This window comes from Micromonospora sp. NBC_00860 (assembly GCF_045207375.1).
GTDB lineage: Bacteria > Actinomycetota > Actinomycetes > Mycobacteriales > Micromonosporaceae > Micromonospora > Micromonospora vinacea.
In genome coordinates, this window is sequence record NZ_CP108825.1 from 56911 (window position 1) to 79835 (window position 22925).

General features: G+C 70.5%; 24 protein-coding genes. 15 read left to right on the forward strand and 9 right to left on the reverse strand.

What is annotated here, in order from left to right; all coding sequences use genetic code 11:
• Nucleotides 1-102 precede the first annotated feature (102 nt).
• Together holA and OH804_RS00250 are read left to right on the forward strand one after the other, a co-directional pair.
• The gene (gene holA, locus OH804_RS00245; protein ID WP_196919290.1) at nt 103-1083 is read left to right on the forward strand and encodes a DNA polymerase III subunit delta; all 981 of its coding nucleotides are present in this window, start codon (nt 103-105) and stop codon (nt 1081-1083) included.
• Nucleotides 1080-1517, forward strand: a complete 438-nt coding sequence (locus OH804_RS00250) for a hypothetical protein (protein ID WP_196919289.1) — start codon at nt 1080-1082, stop codon at nt 1515-1517. The genes holA and OH804_RS00250 overlap by 4 nt, the downstream gene beginning before the upstream one ends.
• A 166-nt stretch (nt 1518-1683) precedes the next feature.
• On the opposite strand, the gene rpsT is transcribed toward OH804_RS00250, so the two are convergent.
• On the reverse strand, nt 1684-1950 hold the full coding sequence (gene rpsT, locus OH804_RS00255) for a 30S ribosomal protein S20 (protein ID WP_030491765.1): 267 nt from the start codon (nt 1948-1950) through the stop codon (nt 1684-1686).
• Nucleotides 1951-2231: 281 nt separating this feature from the next.
• Nucleotides 2232-3218, reverse strand: coding sequence for a phosphotransferase family protein (locus OH804_RS00260; RefSeq protein WP_406061959.1), 987 nt, complete (start codon nt 3216-3218; stop codon nt 2232-2234).
• 61 nt (nt 3219-3279) lie between these two features.
• Here OH804_RS00260 and OH804_RS00265 point away from each other — a divergent pair, with 61 nt between their 5' ends.
• From OH804_RS00265 to OH804_RS00295, 7 genes are all read left to right on the forward strand, one after another.
• Entirely contained in the window at nt 3280-3816 is a 537-nt protein-coding gene (locus OH804_RS00265; protein ID WP_196919287.1) for a DUF4240 domain-containing protein, read from the forward strand.
• Between the two features lie 116 nt (nt 3817-3932).
• A complete protein-coding gene (lepA, locus tag OH804_RS00270) occupies nt 3933-5810 on the forward strand; it encodes a translation elongation factor 4 (protein ID WP_196919286.1) in 1878 nt (625 codons plus the stop codon).
• A 376-nt stretch (nt 5811-6186) separates the two neighbouring features.
• Nucleotides 6187-6471, forward strand: a complete 285-nt coding sequence (locus OH804_RS00275) for a GlsB/YeaQ/YmgE family stress response membrane protein (RefSeq protein ID WP_406061962.1) — start codon at nt 6187-6189, stop codon at nt 6469-6471.
• Between the two features lie 249 nt (nt 6472-6720).
• The gene (locus OH804_RS00280) at nt 6721-7005 is read left to right on the forward strand and encodes a GlsB/YeaQ/YmgE family stress response membrane protein (protein ID WP_091410004.1); all 285 of its coding nucleotides are present in this window, start codon (nt 6721-6723) and stop codon (nt 7003-7005) included.
• A 250-nt stretch (nt 7006-7255) separates the two neighbouring features.
• Nucleotides 7256-8542: a sugar ABC transporter substrate-binding protein gene (locus tag OH804_RS00285; RefSeq protein ID WP_196919285.1), complete on the forward strand. Its 1287-nt coding sequence runs from the start codon at nt 7256-7258 to the stop codon at nt 8540-8542.
• Nucleotides 8539-9525 carry a carbohydrate ABC transporter permease gene (locus OH804_RS00290; protein ID WP_196919284.1) on the forward strand — a complete coding sequence of 329 codons (987 nt, stop codon included), beginning with the start codon at nt 8539-8541 and terminating at the stop codon, nt 9523-9525. Before OH804_RS00285 ends, OH804_RS00290 begins: the two co-directional genes overlap by 4 nt.
• Nucleotides 9522-10352 (forward strand): carbohydrate ABC transporter permease, encoded by an 831-nt coding sequence (locus tag OH804_RS00295; RefSeq protein ID WP_196919283.1) that lies wholly within the window; start codon nt 9522-9524, stop codon nt 10350-10352. The genes OH804_RS00290 and OH804_RS00295 overlap by 4 nt, the downstream gene beginning before the upstream one ends.
• A gap of 24 nt (nt 10353-10376) precedes the next feature.
• On the opposite strand, the gene OH804_RS00300 is transcribed toward OH804_RS00295, so the two are convergent.
• From OH804_RS00300 to OH804_RS00310, 3 genes are read right to left on the reverse strand one after another with little or no spacing between them, the layout of a single operon-like run.
• Nucleotides 10377-11156, reverse strand: coding sequence for a MerR family transcriptional regulator (locus tag OH804_RS00300; RefSeq protein WP_406061965.1), 780 nt, complete (start codon nt 11154-11156; stop codon nt 10377-10379).
• Nucleotides 11157-11201: 45 nt separating this feature from the next.
• Nucleotides 11202-11963: an ABC transporter permease gene (locus tag OH804_RS00305; RefSeq protein ID WP_406061967.1), complete on the reverse strand. Its 762-nt coding sequence runs from the start codon at nt 11961-11963 to the stop codon at nt 11202-11204.
• On the reverse strand, nt 11960-12757 hold the full coding sequence (locus tag OH804_RS00310; RefSeq protein ID WP_406061969.1) for an ABC transporter ATP-binding protein: 798 nt from the start codon (nt 12755-12757) through the stop codon (nt 11960-11962). Before OH804_RS00310 ends, OH804_RS00305 begins: the two co-directional genes overlap by 4 nt.
• Before the next feature lie 72 nt (nt 12758-12829).
• On the opposite strand from OH804_RS00310, the gene OH804_RS00315 reads away from it, so the two are divergent.
• Entirely contained in the window at nt 12830-13471 is a 642-nt protein-coding gene (locus tag OH804_RS00315) for an MOSC domain-containing protein (protein ID WP_406061971.1), read from the forward strand.
• A gap of 177 nt (nt 13472-13648) precedes the next feature.
• Here OH804_RS00315 and OH804_RS00320 read toward each other — a convergent pair whose 3' ends face one another.
• Together OH804_RS00320 and OH804_RS00325 are read right to left on the reverse strand one after the other, a co-directional pair.
• On the reverse strand, nt 13649-14551 hold the full coding sequence (locus OH804_RS00320) for a phytanoyl-CoA dioxygenase family protein (RefSeq protein WP_091409805.1): 903 nt from the start codon (nt 14549-14551) through the stop codon (nt 13649-13651).
• Nucleotides 14552-14772: 221 nt separating this feature from the next.
• Nucleotides 14773-15633, reverse strand: a complete 861-nt coding sequence (locus OH804_RS00325) for a hypothetical protein (protein WP_196919281.1) — start codon at nt 15631-15633, stop codon at nt 14773-14775.
• 326 nt (nt 15634-15959) lie between these two features.
• Here OH804_RS00325 and OH804_RS00330 point away from each other — a divergent pair, with 326 nt between their 5' ends.
• A complete protein-coding gene (locus OH804_RS00330; RefSeq protein WP_357357285.1) occupies nt 15960-16724 on the forward strand; it encodes an SDR family NAD(P)-dependent oxidoreductase in 765 nt (254 codons plus the stop codon).
• Nucleotides 16725-16915: 191 nt separating this feature from the next.
• Here the strand turns inward: OH804_RS00330 and OH804_RS00335 are convergent, their stop codons facing one another.
• On the reverse strand, nt 16916-17704 hold the full coding sequence (locus OH804_RS00335; protein ID WP_406061973.1) for an enoyl-CoA hydratase-related protein: 789 nt from the start codon (nt 17702-17704) through the stop codon (nt 16916-16918).
• 19 nt (nt 17705-17723) lie between these two features.
• On the opposite strand from OH804_RS00335, the gene hemW reads away from it, so the two are divergent.
• Complete coding sequence (gene hemW, locus OH804_RS00340) at nt 17724-18947, forward strand: radical SAM family heme chaperone HemW (protein WP_196924593.1); 1224 nt, start codon at nt 17724-17726, stop codon at nt 18945-18947.
• Between the two features lie 66 nt (nt 18948-19013).
• On the opposite strand, the gene OH804_RS00345 is transcribed toward hemW, so the two are convergent.
• Nucleotides 19014-19643, reverse strand: a complete 630-nt coding sequence (locus OH804_RS00345; RefSeq protein ID WP_406061975.1) for a DUF4870 domain-containing protein — start codon at nt 19641-19643, stop codon at nt 19014-19016.
• 226 nt (nt 19644-19869) lie between these two features.
• Here OH804_RS00345 and hrcA point away from each other — a divergent pair, with 226 nt between their 5' ends.
• The 3 genes from hrcA to OH804_RS00360 all read left to right on the forward strand — a co-directional run bounded on the left by hrcA (nt 19870) and on the right by OH804_RS00360 (nt 22848).
• Complete coding sequence (gene hrcA / locus OH804_RS00350) at nt 19870-20892, forward strand: heat-inducible transcriptional repressor HrcA (protein ID WP_091409786.1); 1023 nt, start codon at nt 19870-19872, stop codon at nt 20890-20892.
• 75 nt (nt 20893-20967) lie between these two features.
• Nucleotides 20968-22113: a molecular chaperone DnaJ gene (dnaJ, locus tag OH804_RS00355; protein ID WP_181518639.1), complete on the forward strand. Its 1146-nt coding sequence runs from the start codon at nt 20968-20970 to the stop codon at nt 22111-22113.
• On the forward strand, nt 22114-22848 hold the full coding sequence (locus OH804_RS00360) for a 16S rRNA (uracil(1498)-N(3))-methyltransferase (RefSeq protein ID WP_406061977.1): 735 nt from the start codon (nt 22114-22116) through the stop codon (nt 22846-22848).
• Nucleotides 22849-22925 lie beyond the last annotated feature (77 nt).

Below are 22925 nucleotides of genomic sequence, written 5' to 3' on the forward strand. Positions count from 1 at the left end.
TAAATGGGGAATTGACTTGGATGTCTGGATTTGCGCTGTGTGCGGGCTGCGCCGATCAAGCAGCTAATGAGCAGGCACGATCCCGCCGCAGGCCGTGCGAATATGGGCGACGTGACCCCCGCCAGCCTCGCCCCCATTCTGCTCGTCCTCGGTGACGAGGAACTGCTCGCCACGCGCGCGGTCACCGAAGCTGTCTCGAAGGTTCGCAGCGTCGACCCCGAGGTGGACGTCCGTGAGTACCAGGCCAGCGCGCTCACCGTCGGCGAGATCGCCGAGATGCTCAGCCCCTCCCTGTTCGGCGGGCGGCGGCTGCTGATCCTGCGTTCCGGCCAGGACGCCCGCAAGGACCTGGTCGCCGCGCTGTTGGCGTACGCGAAGAATCCCGACCCGGAGGTCCAGCTGCTGGTGCTGCACCTGGGGGGTGCCAAGGGCAAGGCGTTCGCCGACGGTCTGCGGGCGGCCGGCGCGACAGTCGTCCCGGCCGCCAAGCTCAAGGGGCACCGCGACCGGGTGGCCTTCGTCCGCGACGAGATCCGGCGGGCCGGCGGTAAGTGCACCGACGACGCCGCCGAGGCGCTCATCGCTGCGGTCGGCAACGACCTGCGCGAGCTGGCAGCCGCCTGCTCCCAGCTGATCGCCGACACCGACGGGCGGATCAGCGCCGAGACGGTCTCCCGTTACTACCGGGGCCGGGTCGAGGTGACCGGCTTCACGGTGGCGGACGCCACAATGGTCGGCGACGTGCCGGCGGCGCTTGAGGCACTGCGCTGGGCCCTGCACGTCGGCGTTGACCCGGTGCCCATCGCCGACGCCCTGGCCGACGGGGTGCGTACGGTGGCCCGGGTGGCGTCGGCCGGGCGGGGTAGCCCGTACCAGCTCGCCAGCAGCCTCGGAATGCCCGCCTGGAAGATCGAGCGGGCGCAGCGGCAGGGACGGGGCTGGACGCCGGAGGGCCTGGTCCGGGCCATGCAGGTGGCCGCCGAGTGCAACGCGGCCGTCAAGGGCGGCTCCGACGACCGGGCGTACGCCCTGGAGCGTGCGGTCTTCTCGGTCGTGGCGGCCCGGCAGGGCAGCACCAGGTGACGGGAGCGAGCCGCCCGGCGTGGGCCACCGTCCGCGTGGACGAGGAGCGTTACCGGCCGCTCTACGCCCGGCTCCTCGGCCTACGGTTCGTCAACCCCGGCGGCGTGCTGTGCTTCCTCTTCTTCGAGGGCGCCATCGCGCTGGCGGTGCTGCTCGCCCTCGCCGAGTTGGTCAGCTGGTGGGCGGTGCTGGTGCTGCCGGTCGTGGTGGCGGCCATGGTCAAGCTCAACGACATGGTGGCCGCGGTCGTGGTCCGCTCCGCCGCGCTCGTACCCGAGCAGGAACGGGATCGGTTTCGCCGGCAGATGGAGCCGGCGGTCGGGCGAGCGCAGGTGGAGTGGATGTTGCACAGTGTGCCCGGCGTCATCGTGACGGCGGATACATCGCCCCCGGGCACTGCCGAGCCGACGCGCCCACCGACGCATTCGTCGTAGACCTTGGAGCGGAATGGCCCCTCCAGGGGCACTTTCCTTCCAAGATCTCAAGGCGGGAGCGCAAGGGCGCGCAAGGCGGGCGCGCGGCTGAACGACTGGGGATGGGCACACGGAAACCCCGGGCCTTGGGCCCGGGGTTTTCCGAATCAGTCTGACGGTGAAGTCGTCAGGCGGAGAGCGACACCACGCGCTTCGCGATCGCGGACTTGCGGTTCGCGGCCTGGTTGGAGTGGATCACGCCCTTGCTGACGGCCTTGTCCAGCTTGCGAGAGGCGTCCAGCATGAGCGCGGTCGCCTTCTCGACGTCACCGGCCTCGGCAGCCTCGTGGAACTTCCGGACGGCGGTCTTCAGCGACGACTTGACCGACTTGTTGCGCAGCCGGGCCTTCTCGTTCTGCCGGTTGCGCTTGATCTGGGACTTGATGTTCGCCACGCGACAGCCTCGTCTTGATAGCTCGGGTTGGTCAGCTTATTGCGCGTGATGACGAACATGCGTCATCGCTGCGCGAAGAGCCAGGTTACCAGGTCGCCCGGGACGAGCCAAAACGGCTCGGCCTTCGCGCGGACGGACCCGGCCCGTCGGGCACCAGGTTACGCCCTCGACCCTGGCGGCGGCCCACCGCCAGCCCGACGGCAGCCGGTCCGGTCCGCGCCGCCAGCCCGACGGCAGGCCGGTCTGGTCCACGCCGCCAGCCCGACGGCAGGCGGGCCGCGTTACCGCCAACCCTGGCGGCGGGCCAGCCAGTCGAGCGACTGCTCGCCGCTCCACCGCTGGTGGGCCGGCAGGTGCGGCGAGGCCGTCGGCGGTGCCGCCGCGGCGCCGGTGAGGTAGTAGCCGGCCAACGCGGCCAGTGTCGCGTCCAACGCGTCCGGGGGTGCGCCGGTGGTGGCCGGGTGCGCGGCGAAGAGCCGGTCCGCGTCCAGCCCGCTGGCGTACGCGGTGAGCAGCAGGCCGGCCAGGTCGAACCAGGCCGGCCCGGTGCAGACCCAGGTCCAGTCGCAGAACCAGGCGCGGCCGGCCGAGTCGATCAGCACGTTGTCGACCCGCAGGTCGCCGTGGACCAGGCCGGTCGCCCCGGCGGCGTACCGGGGGAGGATGGACTCCAACTCCACCAGCTCGGGCAGCCGGTTCAGCAGCGACGCGGGCAGTGGTGGGGTCGGCTCGCGACCGGCGGCGACCTCCTCCCACCAGAGGATGTCCGACCGGGCCAGGTCGGCCAGGTGCGGCAGGCCGAGCGCGGTCAGCGCGATCGGCGGGTCGGCCAGGGCGGCGGCGACCTGCGCGTACCCGGCGAGGGTGGCGTCCAACTCGGCGGGCACCCAGGGCAGGCGGGGGGTGCGCCCGTCGACGGCGTCGGTGCAGAGCACGAACCAGCCGGCCGCGGAGAGGGTCCACCGGGGGCGGGGCGCCGGCAGGTCCGCCGGCAGCCGATCCAGGATCGCGGCCTCTCGGGCGTACCAGTCGACCAGATGCGGTTGCTCGGCGGCGGGTGCGGCCTTGACGAAGACCCGACCACCGTCGGCGGTGTCGAGCACGGCGGCGAAGCCCCGGGTGAAGCCCGCGTCCGCGACCCGGGCGGTGACCACCGGCGCGCCGAGCCGTTCGGCGACCGCGGCCCGCAGCGCCGCCGGCAACGCCGGCCACGACGGGCGCAGGGCGCTTGCGTGGTACGGCACCGGCGGCAGCAGGGGAGGGGACATCCCACCATGCTGCCCCGGGGTACGTGCGCGACGCACGGCGACACTGCCAGACTGCCAAGCCATGAGGACCGAGGACTTCTGGAAGCTGATCGACGAGGCGCGGGCCGGCGGCGGCGGTGAGCCCGGCCCGGTCGCCGCGCGGGCCGTCGCGCTGCTCGCCGAGCGCGACCCGGAGGACATCATCGGGTACGCGCGACACCAGACGCGGGTGCTGGCCGCCTCGCACAAGGCGGATCTGTGGGGTGCGGCGTACCTGATCAACGGTGGTGCCTCGGCCGACGGCTTCGAACACTTCCGGGGCTGGCTGATGACCCAGGGTCGGGCCGTCTTCGCCCGCGCCGTCGCCGAACCGGACTCGCTGGCCGAACTGCCCCAGGTGCGGGCGGCCTCGCTCAGCGGCGAGGAGTTCTCCGCCGAGCAGATGCTCTCGGTGCCCTGGGACGCGTACCGCAAGGCCACCGCTACCGAACTGCCGGCGGACCGCGACCCGGTGCGGACGCCGGACCTCAACGACTTCTGGGACTTCGACGACGAGGACGAGGCGCGTCGGCGGCTGCCCCGGCTGGCCGCGCTCTTCGTCGAACCGCCGATGGAGTGAGGGGTCCTCGCGCCGATCCATCGCCCGCGCAGCGGGCGCACCCCGGCGGCGTGGGAACATAGAGGGGGTCGGCGGCGCGCCGGCCTGTTCACGTCAGCCGACCAGAACGGACCGCTGTGCCACCGAAGCTCGATCCCGGCGCGAACGCCCCTGGTGCCACCGACCCCGGTCGCATCCGGAACTTCGGCATCATCGCCCACATCGACCACGGGAAGTCGACCCTGGCCGACCGGATGTTGCAGCTCACCGGCGTGGTCGACCCGCGGCAGATGCGCGCGCAGTACCTGGACCGGATGGACATCGAGCGCGAGCGCGGCATCACCATCAAGAGCCAGGCCGTCCGCATGCCGTGGACCATCCGTGAGGGTGAGCGGGCCGGCGAGCACGCGGTGCTCAACATGATCGACACCCCGGGGCACGTGGACTTCACCTACGAGGTGTCCCGGTCGCTGGCCGCCTGCGAGGGCGCGGTGCTGCTTGTCGACGCCGCGCAGGGCATCGAGGCGCAGACCCTGGCCAACCTCTACCTGGCTCTCGAGAACGACCTGCGCATCATCCCGGTGCTCAACAAGATCGACCTGCCGGCCGCGCAGCCGGAGAAGTACGCCGAGGAGCTGGCCCACCTGATCGGCGGCGACCCCGCCGACTGCATCCGGGTCTCCGGCAAGACCGGTGAGGGCGTCCCGTACCTGCTCGACGAGATCGTCCGGCAGTTCATTCCGCCGGTCGGCGAGGCCGAGGCGCCCGCCCGGGCGATGATCTTCGACTCGGTGTACGACGTCTACCGCGGCGTCGTCACGTACGTCCGGGTCATCGACGGCCGGATCAGCGCCCGCGACCGGATCAAGATGATGTCCACCGGCGCGGTTCACGAGCTGCTGGAGATCGGCGTCATCTCACCCGAGATGGTCAAGGCCGAGGCGCTCGGCGTCGGCGAGGTCGGCTACCTGATCACCGGTGTGAAGGACGTCCGGCAGTCCCGGGTCGGTGACACGGTCACCATCAACAGCCGGCCGGCGGCCGAGGCGTTGGGTGGCTACAAGGACCCGAAGCCGATGGTCTACTCCGGTCTCTACCCGATCGACGGGTCCGACTACCCCAACCTGCGCGAGGCGCTGGACAAACTCAAGCTCAACGACGCCGCCCTGGACTACGAGCCGGAGACCTCCGGCGCGCTGGGCTTCGGCTTCCGCTGCGGCTTCCTCGGCCTGCTCCACCTGGAGATCATCCGGGAGCGGCTGGAGCGCGAGTACAACCTCGACCTCATCTCCACCGCGCCCAACGTCGTCTACCGGGCGATCACGGACGACGGCGAGGAGATCGTCGTCACCAACCCGAGCGAGTACCCCACCGGCAAGATCGCCGAGGTGTACGAGCCGGTGGTCCGTGCCACAGTGCTGACTCCCAACGACTACGTGGGCGCGGTCATGGAGCTCTGCCAGGGCCGGCGCGGCACCCTGCTCGGCATGGACTACCTCTCCGCCGACCGGGTGGAGCTGCGCTACACGCTGCCCCTCGCGGAGATCATCTACGACTTCTTCGACCAGTTGAAGAGCCGTACCAAGGGCTACGCCTCACTCGACTACGAGCCCTCCGGCGAGCAGGCGTCCGACCTGGTGAAGGTGGACATCCTCCTGCACGGCGAGCCGGTGGACGCGTTCAGCGCCATCGTGCACAAGGACAAGGCGTACAACTACGGCGTCACCATCGCCGCCAAGCTGCGCACCCTGATCCCGCGCCAGCAGTTCGAGGTACCGATCCAGGCGGCCATCGGCAGCCGGGTCATCGCCCGGGAAACCATCCGGGCGATCCGCAAGGACGTCCTCGCCAAGTGCTACGGCGGCGACATCAGCCGTAAGCGCAAGCTGCTGGAGAAGCAGAAGGAAGGCAAGAAGCGGATGAAGATGGTCGGCCGGGTCGAGGTGCCGCAGGAAGCCTTCATCGCCGCCCTCTCCTCCGACTCCGGCGACGGCAAGGCCGCCGGCAAGAAGTAGTCCGCGACGCCGTACGCGCCCGGGTGCCACATGCACCCGGGCGCGTCGCGTTTCCGGACGCCTCGCGTGCCTCGCCCCTGCCCCCGTCGGGTCTGACGGGCCCGCCGAGATTGCCGGCCGAACGCGTCGGCGCGGCGGATGTGACCGCCGGGTGCGGGAAATTTCTCTGCCCCTGTTGTGGGGCCGGCGGGCGGGCGAAGTGGCCTCCTACCTGTGTGGACGTACTCACGCGTCAACCGACGCAGCTCCGGAACATTGACTGCTGGCGTTGCCGATTGAGGTGAGTCGGTTTGGGCTTTCGGTGGGTCGGGCACTTAGCGGTCACGACAGGAAGCACACACCTCGTGTGTCAGACATTCTTTGAAGGAGGGCGACCGTGGAGTTCACCGTGTGGGGCATCATCACTGCGATCGTTGTTGGTCTCATCGTCGGCGCGCTCGGCCGTCTGGTCGTCCCGGGCCGGCAGAACATGCCGATCTGGCTGCACATGCTGATCGGTATCGGCGCGGCCCTGCTGGGCACCGTCCTGGCGCGGGCCATCGGCATCGCGACCGAGACGAGCGGTATCGACTGGAGCGAGCTGCTGGTCCAGGTCGTGGTGGCCGCGATCGCCGTCGCGCTGGTGGCCGGCGTGGGTGGCCGTCGCCGCGTGACCCGATAACACCACAGCACCAACCCGCACCACCGCGACACCTCCGATGGGCGCCCGACCGACAGGTCGGGCGCCCATCGGCGTTCTCCCAACGCCTGGTGGCCAGGGTTGGCCTGCGGTGGAACGTGTCCTTGTTGGCCAAGTCGTGATCGTTTGGTGAGTGAAGGTCGGTTTGGATTTTCGATGGGTCGGGCAATTAACGGTCACGACAGGAAGCACACGAACCGTGTGTCAGACATTCTTTGAAGGAGGGTGGCCGTGGAGCTCACCGTGTGGGGCATCATCACTGCGATCGTTGTTGGTCTCATCGTCGGCGCGCTCGGCCGCCTGGTCGTCCCGGGCCGGCAGAACATGCCGATCTGGCTGCACCTGCTCATCGGCGTCGGCGCCGCCCTGCTGGGCACCGTCCTGGCGCGAGCCATCGGCATCGCGACCGAGACGAGCGGTATCGACTGGGCCGAGCTGCTGGTGCAGGTCGTGGTGGCCGCGATCGCTGTCGCGCTGGTGGCCGGTGTGGGTCGCCGCCGCAGCGTCACCCGATAACGACCCGGCATCATCTGACGACACCGCACCACGTGTAGGACAGCACGACTCGAAAGGGCGCCCGGCCGAGAGCCGGGCGCTCTTTCGTGCTGAAGGCCCGACTTTGGCCGGATGTTGGAGTGCCGGTCGTCGGGCCGCTGCGGTACGGTCGCCACGCTTCGGCCAGTCCCGCCCACTGTCGTAAAGGAATTCTCCGTACTAGGGTGCGGCGGAGAAGGTTAGTTCCAGGCGGCGCGAGGGGAGAAGTGGCGTGAACAGGTGGAAGCGGCTGGCCCCGGTCACCGCCATGGTGGCCTCGGCCGCGATGGTGCTGACCGGCTGTGGGGGCTCCGGCGACGACGCGGCCGACGACAGCAAGCTCACGGTCTGGATGATGGGTGAGGGTGGCGACGCGCAGAACTCCTTCCTCGACGGGGTCGAGGCCGAGTTCCGCCAGAAGCACCCCGACACCGACGTGGTCGTGCAGTACATCCCCTGGCTGGAGGCGCCCAAGAAGTTCCAGGCGGCGCTCGCCGGCGGTGAGGGGCCGGACATCACCGAGCTGGGCAACACCGAGACTCAGGGGTGGGCCGCCCAGGAGGCGCTCGCCGACGTGAGTGGTCGGATGGGCGGCTGGGCCGACGGCAAGGATCTGCTGCCCGACCTGGTGCGCAACGCGCAGCTCGACGGCAAGCAGTACGGCGTGCCCTGGTACGCGGGTGTGCGCGCCATCTACTACCGCACCGACTGGTTCGCCGAGGCCGGCGTGCAGCCCCCGAAGACCTGGGACGAGCTGGTCACTGTGGCCAAGGCCGTACAGGCGAAGAAGAAGGGCACCTACGGCATCGCGTTGCCCGGCAACTCCGAGCTGCCCTTCTACTCGTTCCTCTGGGGCGCGGGTGGCGAGATCGCCAGCAACCAGGGCGGCACCTGGAAGTCCGGCTACACCACGCCGGAGGCGCAGCGGGCCGTCAAGTTCTGGACCGACCTGGTGACCGTGCACAAGGTCGCCCCGCCGGCGGCGGCGGGTTGGAACGAAATCGACGCGCGTACCCAGTTCGCCACCGGTAAGGCCGCGATGGCCTTCGCCGGTAGCTGGCAGCAGGGCGCCATCAAGAAGGACAACCCCGAGATCGAGAAGGTCTGGGGTACGTTCCCGATCCCCGGCCCGGACGGCAAGGCGGCGCCCGGTTTCGCCGGCGGCTCGGACGTGGCGATCTGGAAGGACAGCGAGCGGCAGGACCTGGCCTGGGACTACCTGACCGTGCTGCTGAACAAGAAGAACGCGCAGAGCTTCGCCAGCAGCCTCGGCTTCTTCCCGGTCTACCAGGACCTGGTCTCCGGTGGCGCGTACGCGAACGACAAGGTGATGGCGTCGTTCGCCACCACCATGCAGAACACCAAGCTCACGCCGCTCACCCCGAAGTGGGTGGAGGTCAGCCGGACGAAGACGGTGACCCAGGCGATGAACAGCTCGGTCATGAAGGGTCAGAAGACGGTCGAGAAGGCTACCGCCGACGCGGCCGGTGAGATGGAAAGCATTTTGAACAGCAAGTGAGCTCACAGACAAAAAACCCGGAGACGTCCGCCGCGCGGGAGACCCCCGCGCGGCGGCGTCGCCGGGTGGACCGCCTGCCCTACCTGCTGCTCCTGCCCGCCCTGCTGATCATCGGGGTGCTGCTGCTCTGGCCGCTCGGCCAGGTGGTGGTGATGTCCTTCTACCGGCTGAACAGCGTCCGGCAGTTGCGCGGCGATCGGGAGTGGCCGTGGGTGGGGCTCGGCAACTACGTCGACATCCTCTCCGACCCGTTCTTCCTGACCGTGCTGCGCAACACGGTGCTGTTCGCCGCAGCGAACGTGCTGCTCACCATGGTGCTCGGCACCCTGGTGGGGCTGCTGCTCAACCGGCTCGGTCGCAAGATGGCGACGTTCGTGGCCAGCTGCGTGATGCTCGCCTGGGCCACGCCGGCGCTGACCGGCACCATCGTCTGGAAATGGATCTTCGACGACACGAGCGGCCTGGTCACGTGGCTGTTCAACGCGTTGCCGGACGGGCTCTCGACCAGCCTGTTCGGGCGCAGCGACTGGACCGGCTACGGCTGGTTCAACTCGCCGCTGCTCTTCTTCGCCATCCTCACCCTTGTGGTGGTCTGGCACTCGTTCCCGTTCATCGCGGTGAGTGTGTTGGCCGGTCTCAAGAGCGTGCCGAGTGAGCTGCACGAGGCGGCCCGGGTGGATGGCGCCAGCCCGTGGCGGGTCTTCTGGAAGATCACCTTCCCGTTGCTGCGCCCGGTCTTCGGGATCCTGATCGTGCTCTCCACGATCTGGGACTTCAAGGTCTTCACCCAGCAGTTCGTGCTGGCCGGCGGCACCCAGGACCGGCCGACGTTCATGCTCGCCATCTACTCGTACGCCGAAGCCTTCTCGCCGCCGCCGAAGTACGGGCTCGGCGCGGCCATCGCGGTGATCCTCACGCTGATCCTGCTCGTGGTCACCGGCTTCTACGTACGGATGGTGCTCAGGCAGGAGGACGAGTCGTGAAGAAGGTCGCCCTCAACGGCGCCGGGCTGCTTGTCGCGCTCTTCGCGGCGTTCCCGGTCTACTGGATGATCTCCACCTCGCTGAAGCCGAGCAACGAGATCTTCTCTTCCACCCCGCAGCCGGTGCCGACCCATCCGACGTTGGCGCACTACCGGGAGATCCTGACTGGCAACCTGATCCCCGGCGTCAGCTTCCTCGACTTCTTCCTCAACAGCGCGCTTGTCGCCGTCTCCACTGTGGTGCTCAGCGGCCTGGTCGCGCTGCTGGCCGCGACCGCGGTGGCGCGGTTCCGCTTCAAGCTGCGGACCAGCTTCCTGATCATGCTGCTGGTGGTGCAGATGATCCCGCTGGAGGCGTTGGTCATCCCGCTGTTCCTGATGATCCAGCGGTTGGGGCTCTACAACACCCTGCCCAGCCTGATCCTCACGTACCTCGGTTTCTCGCTGCCGTTCGCGGTCTGGATGCTGCGCGGGTTCGTCGCCGCGGTGCCGAAGGAGTTGGAGGAGGCGGCGGCGATCGACGGGGCCAGCCGGGCCCAGACCTTCCGCAGGGTGCTCTTCCCGCTGGTCGCGCCCGGCCTGGTGGCCACCAGCATCTTCTCCTTCATCACGGCGTGGAACGAGCTGATCTTCGCGTTGACCTTCATCAACGATCAGGGCAGCTACACCCTGCCGGTGGCGATGACCTTCTTCTTCGGTCGGGACGACACCAACTGGGGGCCGGTGATGGCGGCGTCCACACTGTTCACCCTGCCGGTCATCATCTTCTTCCTGCTGGTGCAGCGGCGGATGGTCTCCGGTCTGGTCGCCGGCGCCGTCAAGGGCTGACGGCGTGGCAGGACGCCCGGAGGGTCAGGATGGCGGCTTCGCGAGCCGCTCCATCCGGTTCCAACCGGACCAGCCGCGCTCGCGCATCAGCTCCCGCAGCTGCTGCGCCCGCGGGTCGGACTCGTCGGCGAGTGCGTCGATCAGGTCGTGCGGGAGGTCGTCGGCGGGCGCGTCGGCGAGGACGCCCTTGCCCGCGGCGTACGCCTGCTCTGCCAGGTCCGCCATGATGTCGGCGGCCTCCGCCAGGCGCGGGTCGTCCTGCACGTCGTCGTCGAAGATCTCCGACAGCACCCGATAGAGCCGGACGACCTGCGGATTGTCGAGGTGGGCGACCTTCTCCGGCATGATGTCGACGATGCGGTCGGGCCAGCGTGCCGCGACGAGGATCCATCCGTCCCGTTCGGCCTCCACCATCCGCTGTGACGCCCCGATGCCCCGGAGCCGGTCGAGGTAGGCGGCCACCTCCGGTGGGAGCGCCAGGCTGTTCCCGGCGGTGAGCTGTGCGATGTGTCTGCGGCTGGTCTGCAGTCGGTCGATCTCGTCGCGCAGGTGGTCGTCGATGGTCCGGATCGCTTTGGCGAAGGCTGACGCGTCGGCTTCGAGCAGCCGACTGATCTGCGACAGTGGCACGCCGGCGTCGGCGAGGGTGCGGATCTTGATGAGGGACACGACCGCCGTCGCGCCGTACCGTCGGTAACCCGAGGCATCGCGTTCCGGCTCGGGCAGCAGCCCGATCTGGTGATAGTGCCGCACCGCCCGTACGGTGACGCCGGCGTACGCCGCCAGTTGACCGATCGTCAGCATGCTCTGATCCTGCCCGCGATCGACCCCGCTCCGGTCGGCACCTGCTCAGGAGATCTTGCGCCGGTAGGTGATCGTGGCGAACAGGTAGGCGAGAACGAGGATGCCGACGCACCAGGCGAGGGCGATCCAGATGTCGGTGCCGACCGGCTGTTGGGTGAACAGGTCCCGGATCGCATTGACGATGGAGGTCACCGGCTGGTGCTCGGCGAAGGCGCGCACGGGGCCGGGCATGGACTGGGTGGGCACGAAGGCAGAGCTGACGAACGGCAGGAAGACGACCGGGTAGGAGAACGCGCTCGCGCCGTCGACGGTCTTCGCGGTGAGGCCGGGGATCACGGCGACCCAGGTCAGCGCCAAGGTGAGCAGAAGCAGAATGCCGGCGACCGACAGCCACCCCAGCACGCCGGCCCCCGAACGGAAGCCCATCAGGACGGCCACGAGGACGACGACGACGAGCGAGATCAGGTTGGCGACCAGCGAGGTCAGCACGTGCGCCCAGAGCACCGAGGATCGTGCGATCGGCATGGACTGGAACCGTTCGAAGATGCCGCCCTGCATGTCCTGGAAGAGCCGGAAGGCGGTGTAGGAGATTCCCGAGGCGATCGTGATGAGCAGGATGCCGGGGAGCAGGTAGTTCACGTACGAGTCGGAGCCGGTCTGGATGGCGCCGCCGAAGACGTAGACGAACAGCAGCATGAAGGCGATCGGCATGACCGCGGTGGTGATGATGGTGTCCGGGCTGCGGGCGATGTGGCGCAGTGAACGACCCAGCAGGACGGTGGTGTCGCCGAGGAAGTGCTTGTTCATCGTTGTTCCTTCTCCGTCTTGGCGCCGACGAGGGTGAGGAAGACGTCCTCGAGGCTCGGCTGCTTCTCGACGTACTCGATCTTCGCGGGTGGGAGGAGCTGCTTGAGTTCGTCGAGGGTGCCGTTGACGAGGATCCGGCCCTCGTGCAGGATCGCGATCCGGTCGGCGAGATGTTCCGCCTCGTCGAGGTACTGGGTGGTGAGCAGCACGGTCGTGCCGCCCTTCGCGAGTTCCTTGACGGCCTGCCACACCTCGATGCGCGCCTCTGGGTCCAGCCCGGTCGTCGGCTCGTCGAGGAAGATGACCGGCGGGTTCCCGATCAGGCTCATCGCGATGTCGAGGCGGCGGCGCATTCCGCCGGAGTACGTCGCCACCCTCCGGGTGCCCGCCTCGGTCAGCGAGAAGCGCTTCAGCAGGTCGTCTGCGATCGCACCGGGCTCCGTGAGGTGCCGCAGCCGGGCGACCAGGACCAGGTTCTCCCGCCCGGTGAGGATCTCGTCGACCGCCGCGAACTGCCCAGTGAGACTGATCGACTCGCGTACCCCGGCAGCCTGCGCCGCGACGTCGAAGCCGGCGACCCGGGCCGTGCCGCCGTCGGCCCTGAGGAGTGTGGCCAGGATCTTCACCACTGTGGTCTTGCCCGCCCCGTTCGAGCCCAGCAGGGCGAAGATGCTGCCCCGCGCCACGTCGATGTCGACGCCGCGCAGCACCTTCAGCTGCTTGAACGACTTCTCCAGGCCGCGCACGTGTATCACGGGCTGCTGGGCCTGATCCGTTCTTGGCGGGATGCTCATGGCGGCCAGCATGCAGGGTTGACGCAGCGTCAAGGTCAAGCCCGCACGGCGACTTCACCTAGGCTGACGGTCGTGACGGGCAGGGTGGCAGCGGTGAATCTCGGCATTGTGACCGAGGCGCAGTGGGCCGGCGACGCGAGCGGTCGCAGCGGCATCGACAAGCGGCCGGTGGACGGGCCGGTGCTGATCCGCGCCGACGGGCTGGTCGGCGACTTCATCGGCGAGCCAGCCCATCACGGCGGTCCTGACCAGGCGGTCTACGTCTACGCCGAGGAGGACGCCGCCTGGTGGGCGGGCGAACTGGGCCGGGCCGTGCGACCCGGGGGCTTCGGCGAGAACCTGACCACCTACGCGGTCGACGTCACGGGTGCGGTGATCGGCGAGCAGTGGCAGGTCGGGTCCGCCCTGCTCCAGGTCACCAAGCCGCGGACGCCCTGCACCACTTTCGCCGGGTTCTGGGGCGTACCGGATCTGATCAAGCGGTTCACCGCGCGGGCACTGCCCGGCGCCTACCTGCGGGTGCTGCGGGAGGGCGAGGTCGGCCCGGGTGACCCGGTCGAGGTGGTGGAGCGGCCCGCGCACGGCGTGACCATCGGCGAGGTCTTCCGGGCGACCAGCCTGGAGCCGGAGCTGCTGCCCCGGCTGCTCGAAGCGGAGGGCCTGCCGGAACCGCTCCGGGAGAAGGCCCGCCGCCGCCTCACCTCCCGCGGCTGAGCGCCACCGGCGACCAACCACTCCCCGATGAGGGTGAGTAGCGGGACGGCGGTCTGCGCCGCGCCCCGAACGGTGGGGTCCTCGGCCAGGCTGGCGGCGAGCCGGGAGAACCGCGGACGTGGAACGGCCCCCCGCCAACGCTGAGCGTCGGCGGGGGGCCGTTCTACGAGCAGTGGGTCAGCGGAGCCAGGGGATGTTGCGGTCGAGCAGACCGCGCTCCTTGAGTTCCTTGCGCAGCGGGATCTCGTCGTCGACGTACCCGTCCCAGTTGATGCCCCAGTAGTTGGCGGTGTGGGTGCCCTCACCGATCAGCTGGCGCTGCACGGGGGTGCGGTTGCGGTACCACTCGCCGTTCACGTCGGGGTGCAGCTCGTCCAGCGGGCGGATCCACCGGTAGGTGTAGCCGACGAAGAGCATCTTGCGGGTGATGGTCGACAGGTTCGTCGACCGCGAGTGCCACTGCCGGCGGTCGAAGATGAAGGCGTCGCCCGGGTTGGCGGTGATCTCCACCGTGCCCTCCGGGTCGGGGTTCTGCACCGTGAGGTCCGCCGGCCGGGGCAGCGAGTTCTTCAGGTGGCTACCCGGGATGACCTTGGTGGCGCCGCGGCCGGTCTCGGAGAGGTCCGACAGCACGTACGCGACCTTCAGCGAGAACATCGGCCGAGGCAGGTTCGGGTCCATCGTCTCCGGGTCGGAGTTCTGCCGGTACCCGTCCTGGTGCCAACCCCAGTACGGCTTCTCCGGCTCGGCGGCCGGCGGGGTGACGTCCAGGTGGTTGTGGTGCGTGTAGATGTTCCAGCCGGCCAGTCCCCACATGTACGGGAAGGCGATCGGGTGGGTCAGCAGCTCACCGAAGAGCTCGTCGCGCTCCAGGAAGCCCAGCAGGTGCAGGGTGCCGTCCTTCTTGGTGGTGCCCTTCGCCTGCTCCTCCGCGTAGACGCGGTCGACCGCCGCCTCCAGCGCCGCCCGGTGGTCCTCCGTCAGGACGTTGCGCAGCAGGAGGAAGCCCTGCTCGTGGAACTCCTTGCGGTCAGTGTCGCTGATCGGTTCGTAACCGGTCCGGTCGCCGTAATCGAACACCGCGTCGTACCCCTCCCCATGAGGTGAAACCTTTTCTGGCACAGGCCGCCGATCGTAACGCGGCGGTCCAGGCGTCGGGGAGGGTGCGGTGCGGGATTTGGCCCCGGTGGGACCCCACGCAGCGAGAGAAACGCACAGAGTGAGATCTACGCGTTCAATAGAGCGATTTAATGCGTCTTGCCCGATTGTGCGGTGACCGCCGGTTAAGAGATCCGGGTCGGTCAACCCTCGTTGAACACCTCGGCCACCACCTGACCGGCGGGGCTCTGCTGGCCGTCCACCCGGCCCCACGAGCCGTCGCGGGCGGTCCACTCCAGGTCGCCGAAGCGGACCCGCTTCACCCCGTGGTCCTGGGCGTGCGACACCAGCCAGTGCGCGTACCGCCAGCCGTCGCGCTGGTCGCCCGGAGTCACCGCCAACCCGGTCGGGTCGGTCGGGTCGGTGCCCTTCAACCCCCAGTCCAGCACCAGGTTGCGGGTCAGTTGGGCGGCCGCCGCCGCGCCGTGCATCACCGGGGTGCGCCCCACCGTGCAGGCGACCGCGCCGCTGGCGTCGCCGAGCAGAGCCCGGCTGAGCACCTCGGAGTCGTCGGCCCACTTCTGGTACGCCTCGGGGAATGCCGAGCGCTGCACCCGCTGGGCGGCGTCGGTGACCCGCATTTCCTCCCAGCCGCGCACCTTCTTCAGGGCCGCGTAGAACCGGTTGGCCGCGTAGCGCGGGTCGCGGATCTGCGCCGGAGTGCCCCAGCCCTGGCTCGGTCGCTGCTGGAACAGGCCGACCGAGTCGCGGTCGCCGTCGGCGAGGTTGCGCAGCCCGGACTCCTGGTACGCGGTGGCGAGCGCGACCACGACGGCCCGCTCGGGCATTCCGCGCTTCGCGCCGATCGCCGCGATGGTCGCCGCGTTGGCCATCTGGTCGGCGTCCAGCGCGACCCGTCCGTCGGCCTGCACTGTGCACTTGCGTGCCATCAGTGGCAACTTCAGATTGTCGCCGACCTGCCGTACGACGAGCCAGATCGCGATCACGGCGACGAGGATGAGCACCACTCCACCCGCCACGGTTGCCCGAGTTCGCACCCACACCCCCAGATCGACAGTCTGACAAGCGTACGTCCCCGCAGGCCCCCTCCGGGTCGTCCGAGCGGTTCGGGCCCGACCTGGTCGACTCCGACCGGTTCGGGGTCGGCTCCGCTGCCGCGTACCGGTTGGCGACGTTCCCGCTCCGGTCGCGATCTCACCTGCCCGCGTCGTTCCGTCACCCGCCCCGATGCGGGGCTGTCGCGCGCGTCACCGGGTAAGCGATATCGGGAAGCGATTGACCAGTCAAGGACTTAGGTCAGTTGACATGTCAATCCGACCTACCGCCCCGCACAGCCGGACGCGTTGGTCGCCCAACAAGGAGGAGTGCCATGGGAACGCTCGATGGCAAGGTCGTGCTGATCACCGGCACCGGCGGGGGGCTGGGCCGCGTCGCGGCGCTGACCTTCGCCCGCGAGGGCGCGAAGGTCGTCGGGGCCGACCTCCAGGTCGCCGGCAACGACGAAACTGTCGAACTCGTCCGCCGCGCCGGCGGCGAGATGACCGGCATCGCGCCGGTCGACCTCACCGACCCCGAGCAGGTGCGCAAGCTCGTCGACGACGCTGCCGCCGCCTACGGCGGGCTCGACGTGGTCTACAACAACGCGGCGGCGCTCCGCTTCGGCCCGATGCCCGACTTCTCCGTGGAGGACTGGCGCTACACCATCACCGGAGAACTCGACATTCCGTACTTCGTGTCGAAGTTCGCCTGGCCGCACCTGGTCCGGCGCGGTGGTGGCGTCATCATCAGCGCCGCCTCCATGGCCGGGATGATCGGCGGCCACGTCCCGCCGATGGTCGGTCACACCGCCGCGAACGCCGGCATCATCGGCATGACGCGACAACTCGCGCTCGAAGGTGCGCCCCACGGGATCCGCGCGGTGGCGATCAGCCCCGGGCCCACCCTCACCCCGGCCAGCGAACGCGACCTCGGTGACAACCAGGAGGCCCGGGACGCCATCACCGCCAAGACGCTCCTCAAGCGCTTCGCGCGCCCCGAGGAGGTCGTCGAGCTGGTGGTCTTCCTCGCGTCCGACCGGGCGTCGTACATCACCGGGGCGAACTACCCGGTCGATGGCGGCGCGACCGCCTGGTGACCCGACAGGACACCTGGGGCGTCGCTGAACGACGGCGGCGCTCAGCCAGCCCGGCCGGGCGACGACCCTCGTCTGCGTCCTTTGCTCTGCTTCACCGGACGCAACACCACCTGTCCGATATCCGGACAGCGGCTGTTGCGCCGGTTGAAGCAGAGCAAAGGACCGGCGAGCCGCAACGCCTACCCGGATGCTCAGTCGTCGAGAGCGGGCAACCAACGCGCCGGTCGCTTTTCCCGGAACGCGGTGACCCCCTCGCGCCCCTCGTCCGACCGGAAGTAGCCGGTCGAGACGGCGGAGAGCCGGGCCAGGTCCGCGCGCAGCTCGGCGGTACCCGGTCGGCGCAGCAGCTCCTTCGCGCCGGCCAGCGCCCCGGGCGCGCCGCGCACCAGCGAGTCGCAGTAGCCGCGTACCGCGTCGTCCAACCCGTCCGCCGGGACCGAGGCCGTCACCAGGCCGATCTCGGCGGCCCGGCGGCCGTCGAAGGTGTCGCCGGTCAGGTACAGCTCGGCGGCGGCGCGGGGGTGCAGCCGGGGCAGCACTGTCGCCGAGATGACCGCCGGGATCACCCCGATGCGTACCTCGGTGAACGCGAACGTCGCCTCGTCGGCGCAGACCGCCAGGTCGGCGGCGGCGATCAGGCCCAGCCCGCCGGCCCGCGCCGGCCCGCCGACCCGGGCCAGCACCGGCTTCGGGCACTCCCAGATCGCCGCGAGCACGTCACCCAGCATGCCGGCCGGCACCGTCCCGCTGGCGTACGCCGCGGCGGTCTCCTTCAGGTCGGCGCCCGAGCAGAAGACCGGGCCGGTGTGATCGAGCACGATCGCTCGCACCGCCTCGTCGGCGACCGCGTCCGCGAGCCCCGCCAGCAGCTGGGTCATGAGGCCGGTGGAGAGCGCGTTGCGGTTGTGCGGGCTGTCCAGGGTGAGGGTGGTCACCCCACGGGCCGTGGCGACCCGCACGAGGACGTCGGGAGAGGTCATGCCGGGCACACTAGTGGCCATGCCCGGCGTCCTTCCAGATGGTGAGACCGTCCCCGTCGACGGATCGTTGCCCGCCACCGCCACCACGGCGGTCGGCGCGCGCGGCTTCGGCGTGTACGTGCACGTCCCGTTCTGCGCCAGCCGTTGCGGCTACTGCGACTTCAACACCTACACCGCCTCCGAACTGGGCGGCGGCGCCAGCCGCGAGGGGTACGCCGACACCGTCCTGGCCGAGCTGACGCTCGCCGCCCGGGTGCTCGGCGACACCCCGCCGCCCCGGGTGGACACCGTCTTCGTCGGCGGCGGCACGCCCACCCTGCTCCCCGCCGACGACCTGGCCCGCATCCTCGACGGCATCGACCGCACCTGGGGGCTGGCCGCCGACGCCGAAGTGACCACCGAGGCCAACCCCGAGTCGGTCACCCCGGAATCGTTGAAGCTGCTGCGGGCCGCCGGCTACACCCGGATCTCGCTGGGCATGCAGTCCGCCTCCCCGGGGGTGCTGGCGATCCTGGACCGCAAACACAGCGCCGGCCGGGCCACCGCCGCCGCCCTGGAGGCGCGCGACGCCGGGTTCGAGCACGTCAACCTGGACCTGATCTACGGCACCCCGGGGGAGCGGGCCGAGGACTTCGCCGCCTCGCTGGAGCAGGTCGTCGCCGCCGGGGTGGACCACGTCAGCGCGTACGCCCTGATCGTCGAGGACGGCACCCGGCTCGCCGCCCGGATGCGACGCGGCGAGCTGGCGTACCCCAGTGACGACGTGGCCGCGGACCGCTACCTGGCCGCCGAGGCCGCGCTCGACGCGGCCGGGCTCTCCTGGTACGAGGTCTCCAACTGGGCCCGCACCGAGGAGGCCCGCTGCCGGCACAACCTGCTCTACTGGACCGGCGCGGACTGGTGGGGGCTGGGGCCGGGGGCGCACAGCCACGTCGGCGGGGTGCGCTGGTGGAACGTGAAGCACCCCTCGGCGTACGCCCAGCGGTTGGCCGCCGGCGCGTCTCCCGGCCTGGCCCGGGAGGTGCTCACCGTCGACGAGGCGCACATGGAGGACGTGATGCTGCGGCTGCGGCTGGCCAGCGGTCTCCCGTTGGCGGTGCTCGACGCCACCGGTCGGGCCGGCGCCGAGCGGGCGCTTGCCGGCGGCCTGCTGGCCGCCGACGAGTACGCCGCCGGCCGGGCGGTGCTCACAGTGCGTGGACGGCTGCTCGCCGACGCTGTCGTCCGCGACCTGCTGCCCTGAGTGGCCTACCGCCCCCCGACCGGGACCGCGGTGATCCGGACCGGCCGGGGGAGCGGCCGGCCCGGTTCACTTGATGAAGCTCGCGGCGAGCGGGTAGCGGTAGAGCTGGCCCTCGTTGGCTTTGATGCCGGCGATGATGCCGAACACGGCACCGAGGATGATGGCCGCCCCGACCCCGATGAAGCCGATCAGGATGCAGGACAGCACCCAGCCGACCAGACCGACGATCGACCAGATGAGCTGGAAGTTGAGCGCTGCCACAGCGTGCGCCCGCACCGTCGGGGACTGGTTGCCGCGTGCCAGCATCGCCACCAGCGGGGCGATCCAGCCGAGCACACCGCCGCTGATGATCATGCCGGCGGCGCCGCCGAAGTGCGCGACCAGCGACCAGGTCTTGTCCTCGTTGTTGGCGTAACCGCCGCCGGGGCCGCCGTAGGCCCCGCCGGCCGGGTAGCCGCCGGGTGGGGGATAGCCCCCGGGCGGGGGGTAGCCGCCTGCCGGAGGGTAGCCGCCTGACGGCGGTTGGTCACCGGTGGGCGGTGGATAGCCACCGGCCGGGGGATAGCCGGCCGGGCCGGGAGCCCCGGACAGTGGTGCGGTGGGCGGCTCGGCCGACGGGTACGGGCCCGGGGAGGTGGGCTCCGGCGGGTAGCTGCCGGCGTCGCCCGACCCGGGAGGGCGAGGAGGTTCAGTCATGGATGTCACGGTAGGGGCCGTTGGCAACGCCGCACCAGAGCGACACCGCCTGGCAGTGCGGGCCGATCGGCCCAACAAGGGTGGCGCGGGCCGCACCGACGGGTGGCCGTTGATCATCGCGTCGACGGGCCCGCCGACGTAGACTGGCACTCGTTACAGTCGAGTGCCAGGACGGCCCGACCGGCCCAGAGTGCCGGTGGCCGACGTGCGACAGGAGGTGCGGAGGATGGGTCTCGACGACCGGAAACTCGCCGTGCTCCGCGCCATCGTCGAGGACTACGTCTCCACCCAGGAGCCGGTCGGCAGCAAGGCGCTGGTCGAGCGGCACCAGCTCGGGGTCTCCCCGGCCACGGTCCGCAACGACATGGCCGTGCTGGAGGAGGAGGGCTACATCCGGCAGCCGCACACCAGTGCCGGCCGGGTGCCCACCGACCGTGGCTACCGCCTCTTCGTCGACCGGTTGTCCCGGGTCAAGCCGCTCAGCCCGGCCGAACGCCGGGCCATCGAGCGCTTCCTGGTCGGCGCTGTCGACCTCGACGACGTCGTACACCGCACGGTGCGGTTGCTCGCCCAGCTGACCCGTCAGGTCGCCGTCGTGCAGTACCCGAGCCTGGCGCGTTCCTCGGTGCGCCACCTGGAGCTGGTGCCGATCTCCACCACCCGGCTCATGCTCGTCATGATCGCCGACACCGGGCGGGTGGAGCAGCGGCTCGTGGAGCTGCCCGGGCCGGTGCCCGCCGACGACGTCACCGACCTGCGTCGACTGATCAACGAGAAGCTCGCCAACGCCCGGTTGTCCGAGACGCCGCCGCTGGTGCAGGCGCTGGTCGAGGAAGCGCCGACCGGGCTGCGTCCGACCATGACCACCCTCGCCACCGTCCTGCTGGAGACGCTCGTCGAGCGGCACGAGGAGCGGATCGCGCTCGCCGGCACCGCGAACCTCACCCGGGGCGGCCTGCTCGACTTCCAGGGCTCCCTGCGGCCGATCCTCGAAGCTCTGGAGGAGGAGGTCGTGCTGCTCAAGCTCATCGGTGAGACCGAGCCGAGCACGACCCGGGTGCTGATCGGCGACGAGAACGAGTTCGACAACCTGCGCGCCGCCTCGGTGGTCAGCACCGGGTACGGCCCGGGCACCACCATCGTGGGCGGCCTGGGGGTGCTGGGGCCCACCCGGATGGACTACCCCGGCAACATCGCCACGGTGCGCGCCGTGGCACGCTACGTGGGCGAGTTGCTGGCCCAGAACTGATTGGTCAGGGCCGATGCGGCCGGCTGCGGCCGCCGACCGGCGCAACGCGAGACGAACATGAGGACACGGAACGCAGTGGCCAGGGACTACTACGGCATTCTCGGTGTGAGCCGGGAAGCCTCCGATGACGAGATCAAGCGCGCCTACCGCAAGCTGGCCCGCCAGTTCCACCCGGACGTCAATCCGGACCCGGAGGCTCAGGAGAAGTTCAAGGACATCAACGCCGCGTACGAGGTCCTCTCGGACGACCGGAAGCGGCAGATCGTCGACCTGGGTGGCGACCCGCTCGCCCCTGGTGGTGGCGGTGCCGGCGGCCCGGGCGGCCCCGGAGGCGCCGGCCCGTTCGTCGGTTTCCAGGACATCATGGACGCGTTCTTCGGCGGTGCTGGCGGTGGCGCCCGTGGCCCACGGCCGCGTACCCGACCGGGCGCCGACGCGATCCTGCGACTCGAACTCGACCTGCACGAGACGGCGTTCGGCGTCGAGGCCCCGATCACGGTCGACACCGCTGTGCTCTGCACCACCTGCTCGGGCGCTGGCACGGCGGCCGGCACGCACCTGGCGACCTGCGAGGCGTGCGGCGGGCGGGGCGAGGTGCAGTCGGTGCAGCGCACCTTCCTCGGCCAGGTGGTCTCCGCCCGGCCGTGCACTGTGTGCCAGGGCTACGGCACCACCATCCCGCACCCCTGCCCCACCTGCGCCGGCGACGGCCGGGTGCGGACCCGCCGCTCGCTGACGGTCAAGATCCCGGCCGGTGTCGAGGACGGCATGCGGATCCGGCTGGCCCAGCAGGGCGAGGTGGGCCCCGGTGGCGGCACCGCCGGTGACCTCTACGTGGAGATCCACGAGCGCCCGCACGACGTGTACTCCCGCAAGGGCGACGACCTGCACTGCCGGGTCACAGTGCCGATGACCGCGGCGGCGTTGGGCACCCGGCTGACCATCAAGACGCTGGACAGCGAGGAGACCGTCGACGTCAAGGCCGGCACCCAGCCGGCCAGCACGCTGCGACTGCGCGCCCGGGGCGTGCCGCACCTGCGCGGCACCGGCCGAGGCGACCTCTACGTGCACCTGGACGTGCGGACGCCGACCAAGCTCGACCCGGACCAGGAGAAGATGCTGCGCGACTTCGCCAAGACCCGTGGTGAGGAGGTCGCCGAGCTGTCCAAGCAGGGCGGCTTCTTCTCCCGGATGCGCGACGCGTTCAACGGGCACGCCTGAGTGTCCGCGCCGCTGTTCCTGGTCGAGGCGCTGCCCACCGGCGACGCGCTGACCCTGGACGGCCCCGAGGGGCACCACGCCGCCACAGTGCAGCGACTGCGCGTCGGCGAGGAACTGCTGCTCGCCGACGGCCGGGGTGGCACGGCGGCCGCCGTGGTCACGGCCGTCGGCCGGGGCAACCTGGAGGTCACCATCACCTCCCGGGGGTACGCGGACGCGCCCGTACCCCGTCTGGTGACCGTGCAGGGCATCGCCAAGGGCGACCGGGGCGAGCTCGCCGTGCAGGCGATGACCGAGGTCGGGGTGGACGAGATCGTGCCCTGGGCGGCATCGCGCTCGGTGACCCAGTGGCGCGGTGACCGGGGCGTACGCGCCCGGGAGAAGTGGGTGGCCACCGCCCGGGAGGCGGCCAAGCAGGCCCGCCGGCCGTGGCTGCCGGTGGTGGCCGGCGCGCCGGACGAGTCCACCGCCACTGTGGCCCGTCGGATCGCCGGTGCCGCCGCCGGGTTCGTGCTGCACGAGGAGGCCGAGGACCGGCTCACCACGGCCGAGTTGCCCTCCACCGGCGAGATCGTCCTGGTGGTCGGCCCGGAGGGTGGCATCGCGCCGGCCGAGCTGAGCGCGTTCCGGGAGGCCGGCGGGCGACCCGTACGCCTCGGGCCGGCAGTGCTGCGCACCTCCACCGCCGGGGTGGCGGCCCTCAGCGTGCTCGCCACCCGCCTCGGCCGCTGGTAGTCCAGCCCGCCCCGCGCCGGTTACCGATCTTCTTCACCAAGATCTTGGAAGGAAACCGCCCCTCCAGTGGCGCTTTC

Excerpts from the sequence above, each read along its gene's own strand:
- OH804_RS00265 (WP_196919287.1), top strand. The coding sequence starts at position 3,280 with ATGAGGACCGAGGACTTCTGGAAGCTGATCGACGAGGCGCGGGCCGGC.
- OH804_RS00335 (WP_406061973.1), bottom strand. The coding sequence starts at position 17,704 with ATGACCTCTCCCGACGTCCTCGTGCGGGTCGCCACGGCCCGTGGGGTG.
- OH804_RS00330 (WP_357357285.1), top strand. The coding sequence starts at position 15,960 with ATGGGAACGCTCGATGGCAAGGTCGTGCTGATCACCGGCACCGGCGGG.
- OH804_RS00305 (WP_406061967.1), bottom strand. The coding sequence starts at position 11,963 with ATGAACAAGCACTTCCTCGGCGACACCACCGTCCTGCTGGGTCGTTCA.
- hemW (WP_196924593.1), top strand. The coding sequence starts at position 17,724 with ATGCCCGGCGTCCTTCCAGATGGTGAGACCGTCCCCGTCGACGGATCG.
- OH804_RS00300 (WP_406061965.1), bottom strand. The coding sequence starts at position 11,156 with ATGCTGACGATCGGTCAACTGGCGGCGTACGCCGGCGTCACCGTACGG.
- hrcA (WP_091409786.1), top strand. The coding sequence starts at position 19,870 with ATGGGTCTCGACGACCGGAAACTCGCCGTGCTCCGCGCCATCGTCGAG.
- holA (WP_196919290.1), top strand. The coding sequence starts at position 103 with ATGGGCGACGTGACCCCCGCCAGCCTCGCCCCCATTCTGCTCGTCCTC.
- OH804_RS00310 (WP_406061969.1), bottom strand. The coding sequence starts at position 12,757 with ATGAGCATCCCGCCAAGAACGGATCAGGCCCAGCAGCCCGTGATACAC.
- OH804_RS00260 (WP_406061959.1), bottom strand. The coding sequence starts at position 3,218 with ATGTCCCCTCCCCTGCTGCCGCCGGTGCCGTACCACGCAAGCGCCCTG.
- OH804_RS00345 (WP_406061975.1), bottom strand. The coding sequence starts at position 19,643 with ATGACTGAACCTCCTCGCCCTCCCGGGTCGGGCGACGCCGGCAGCTAC.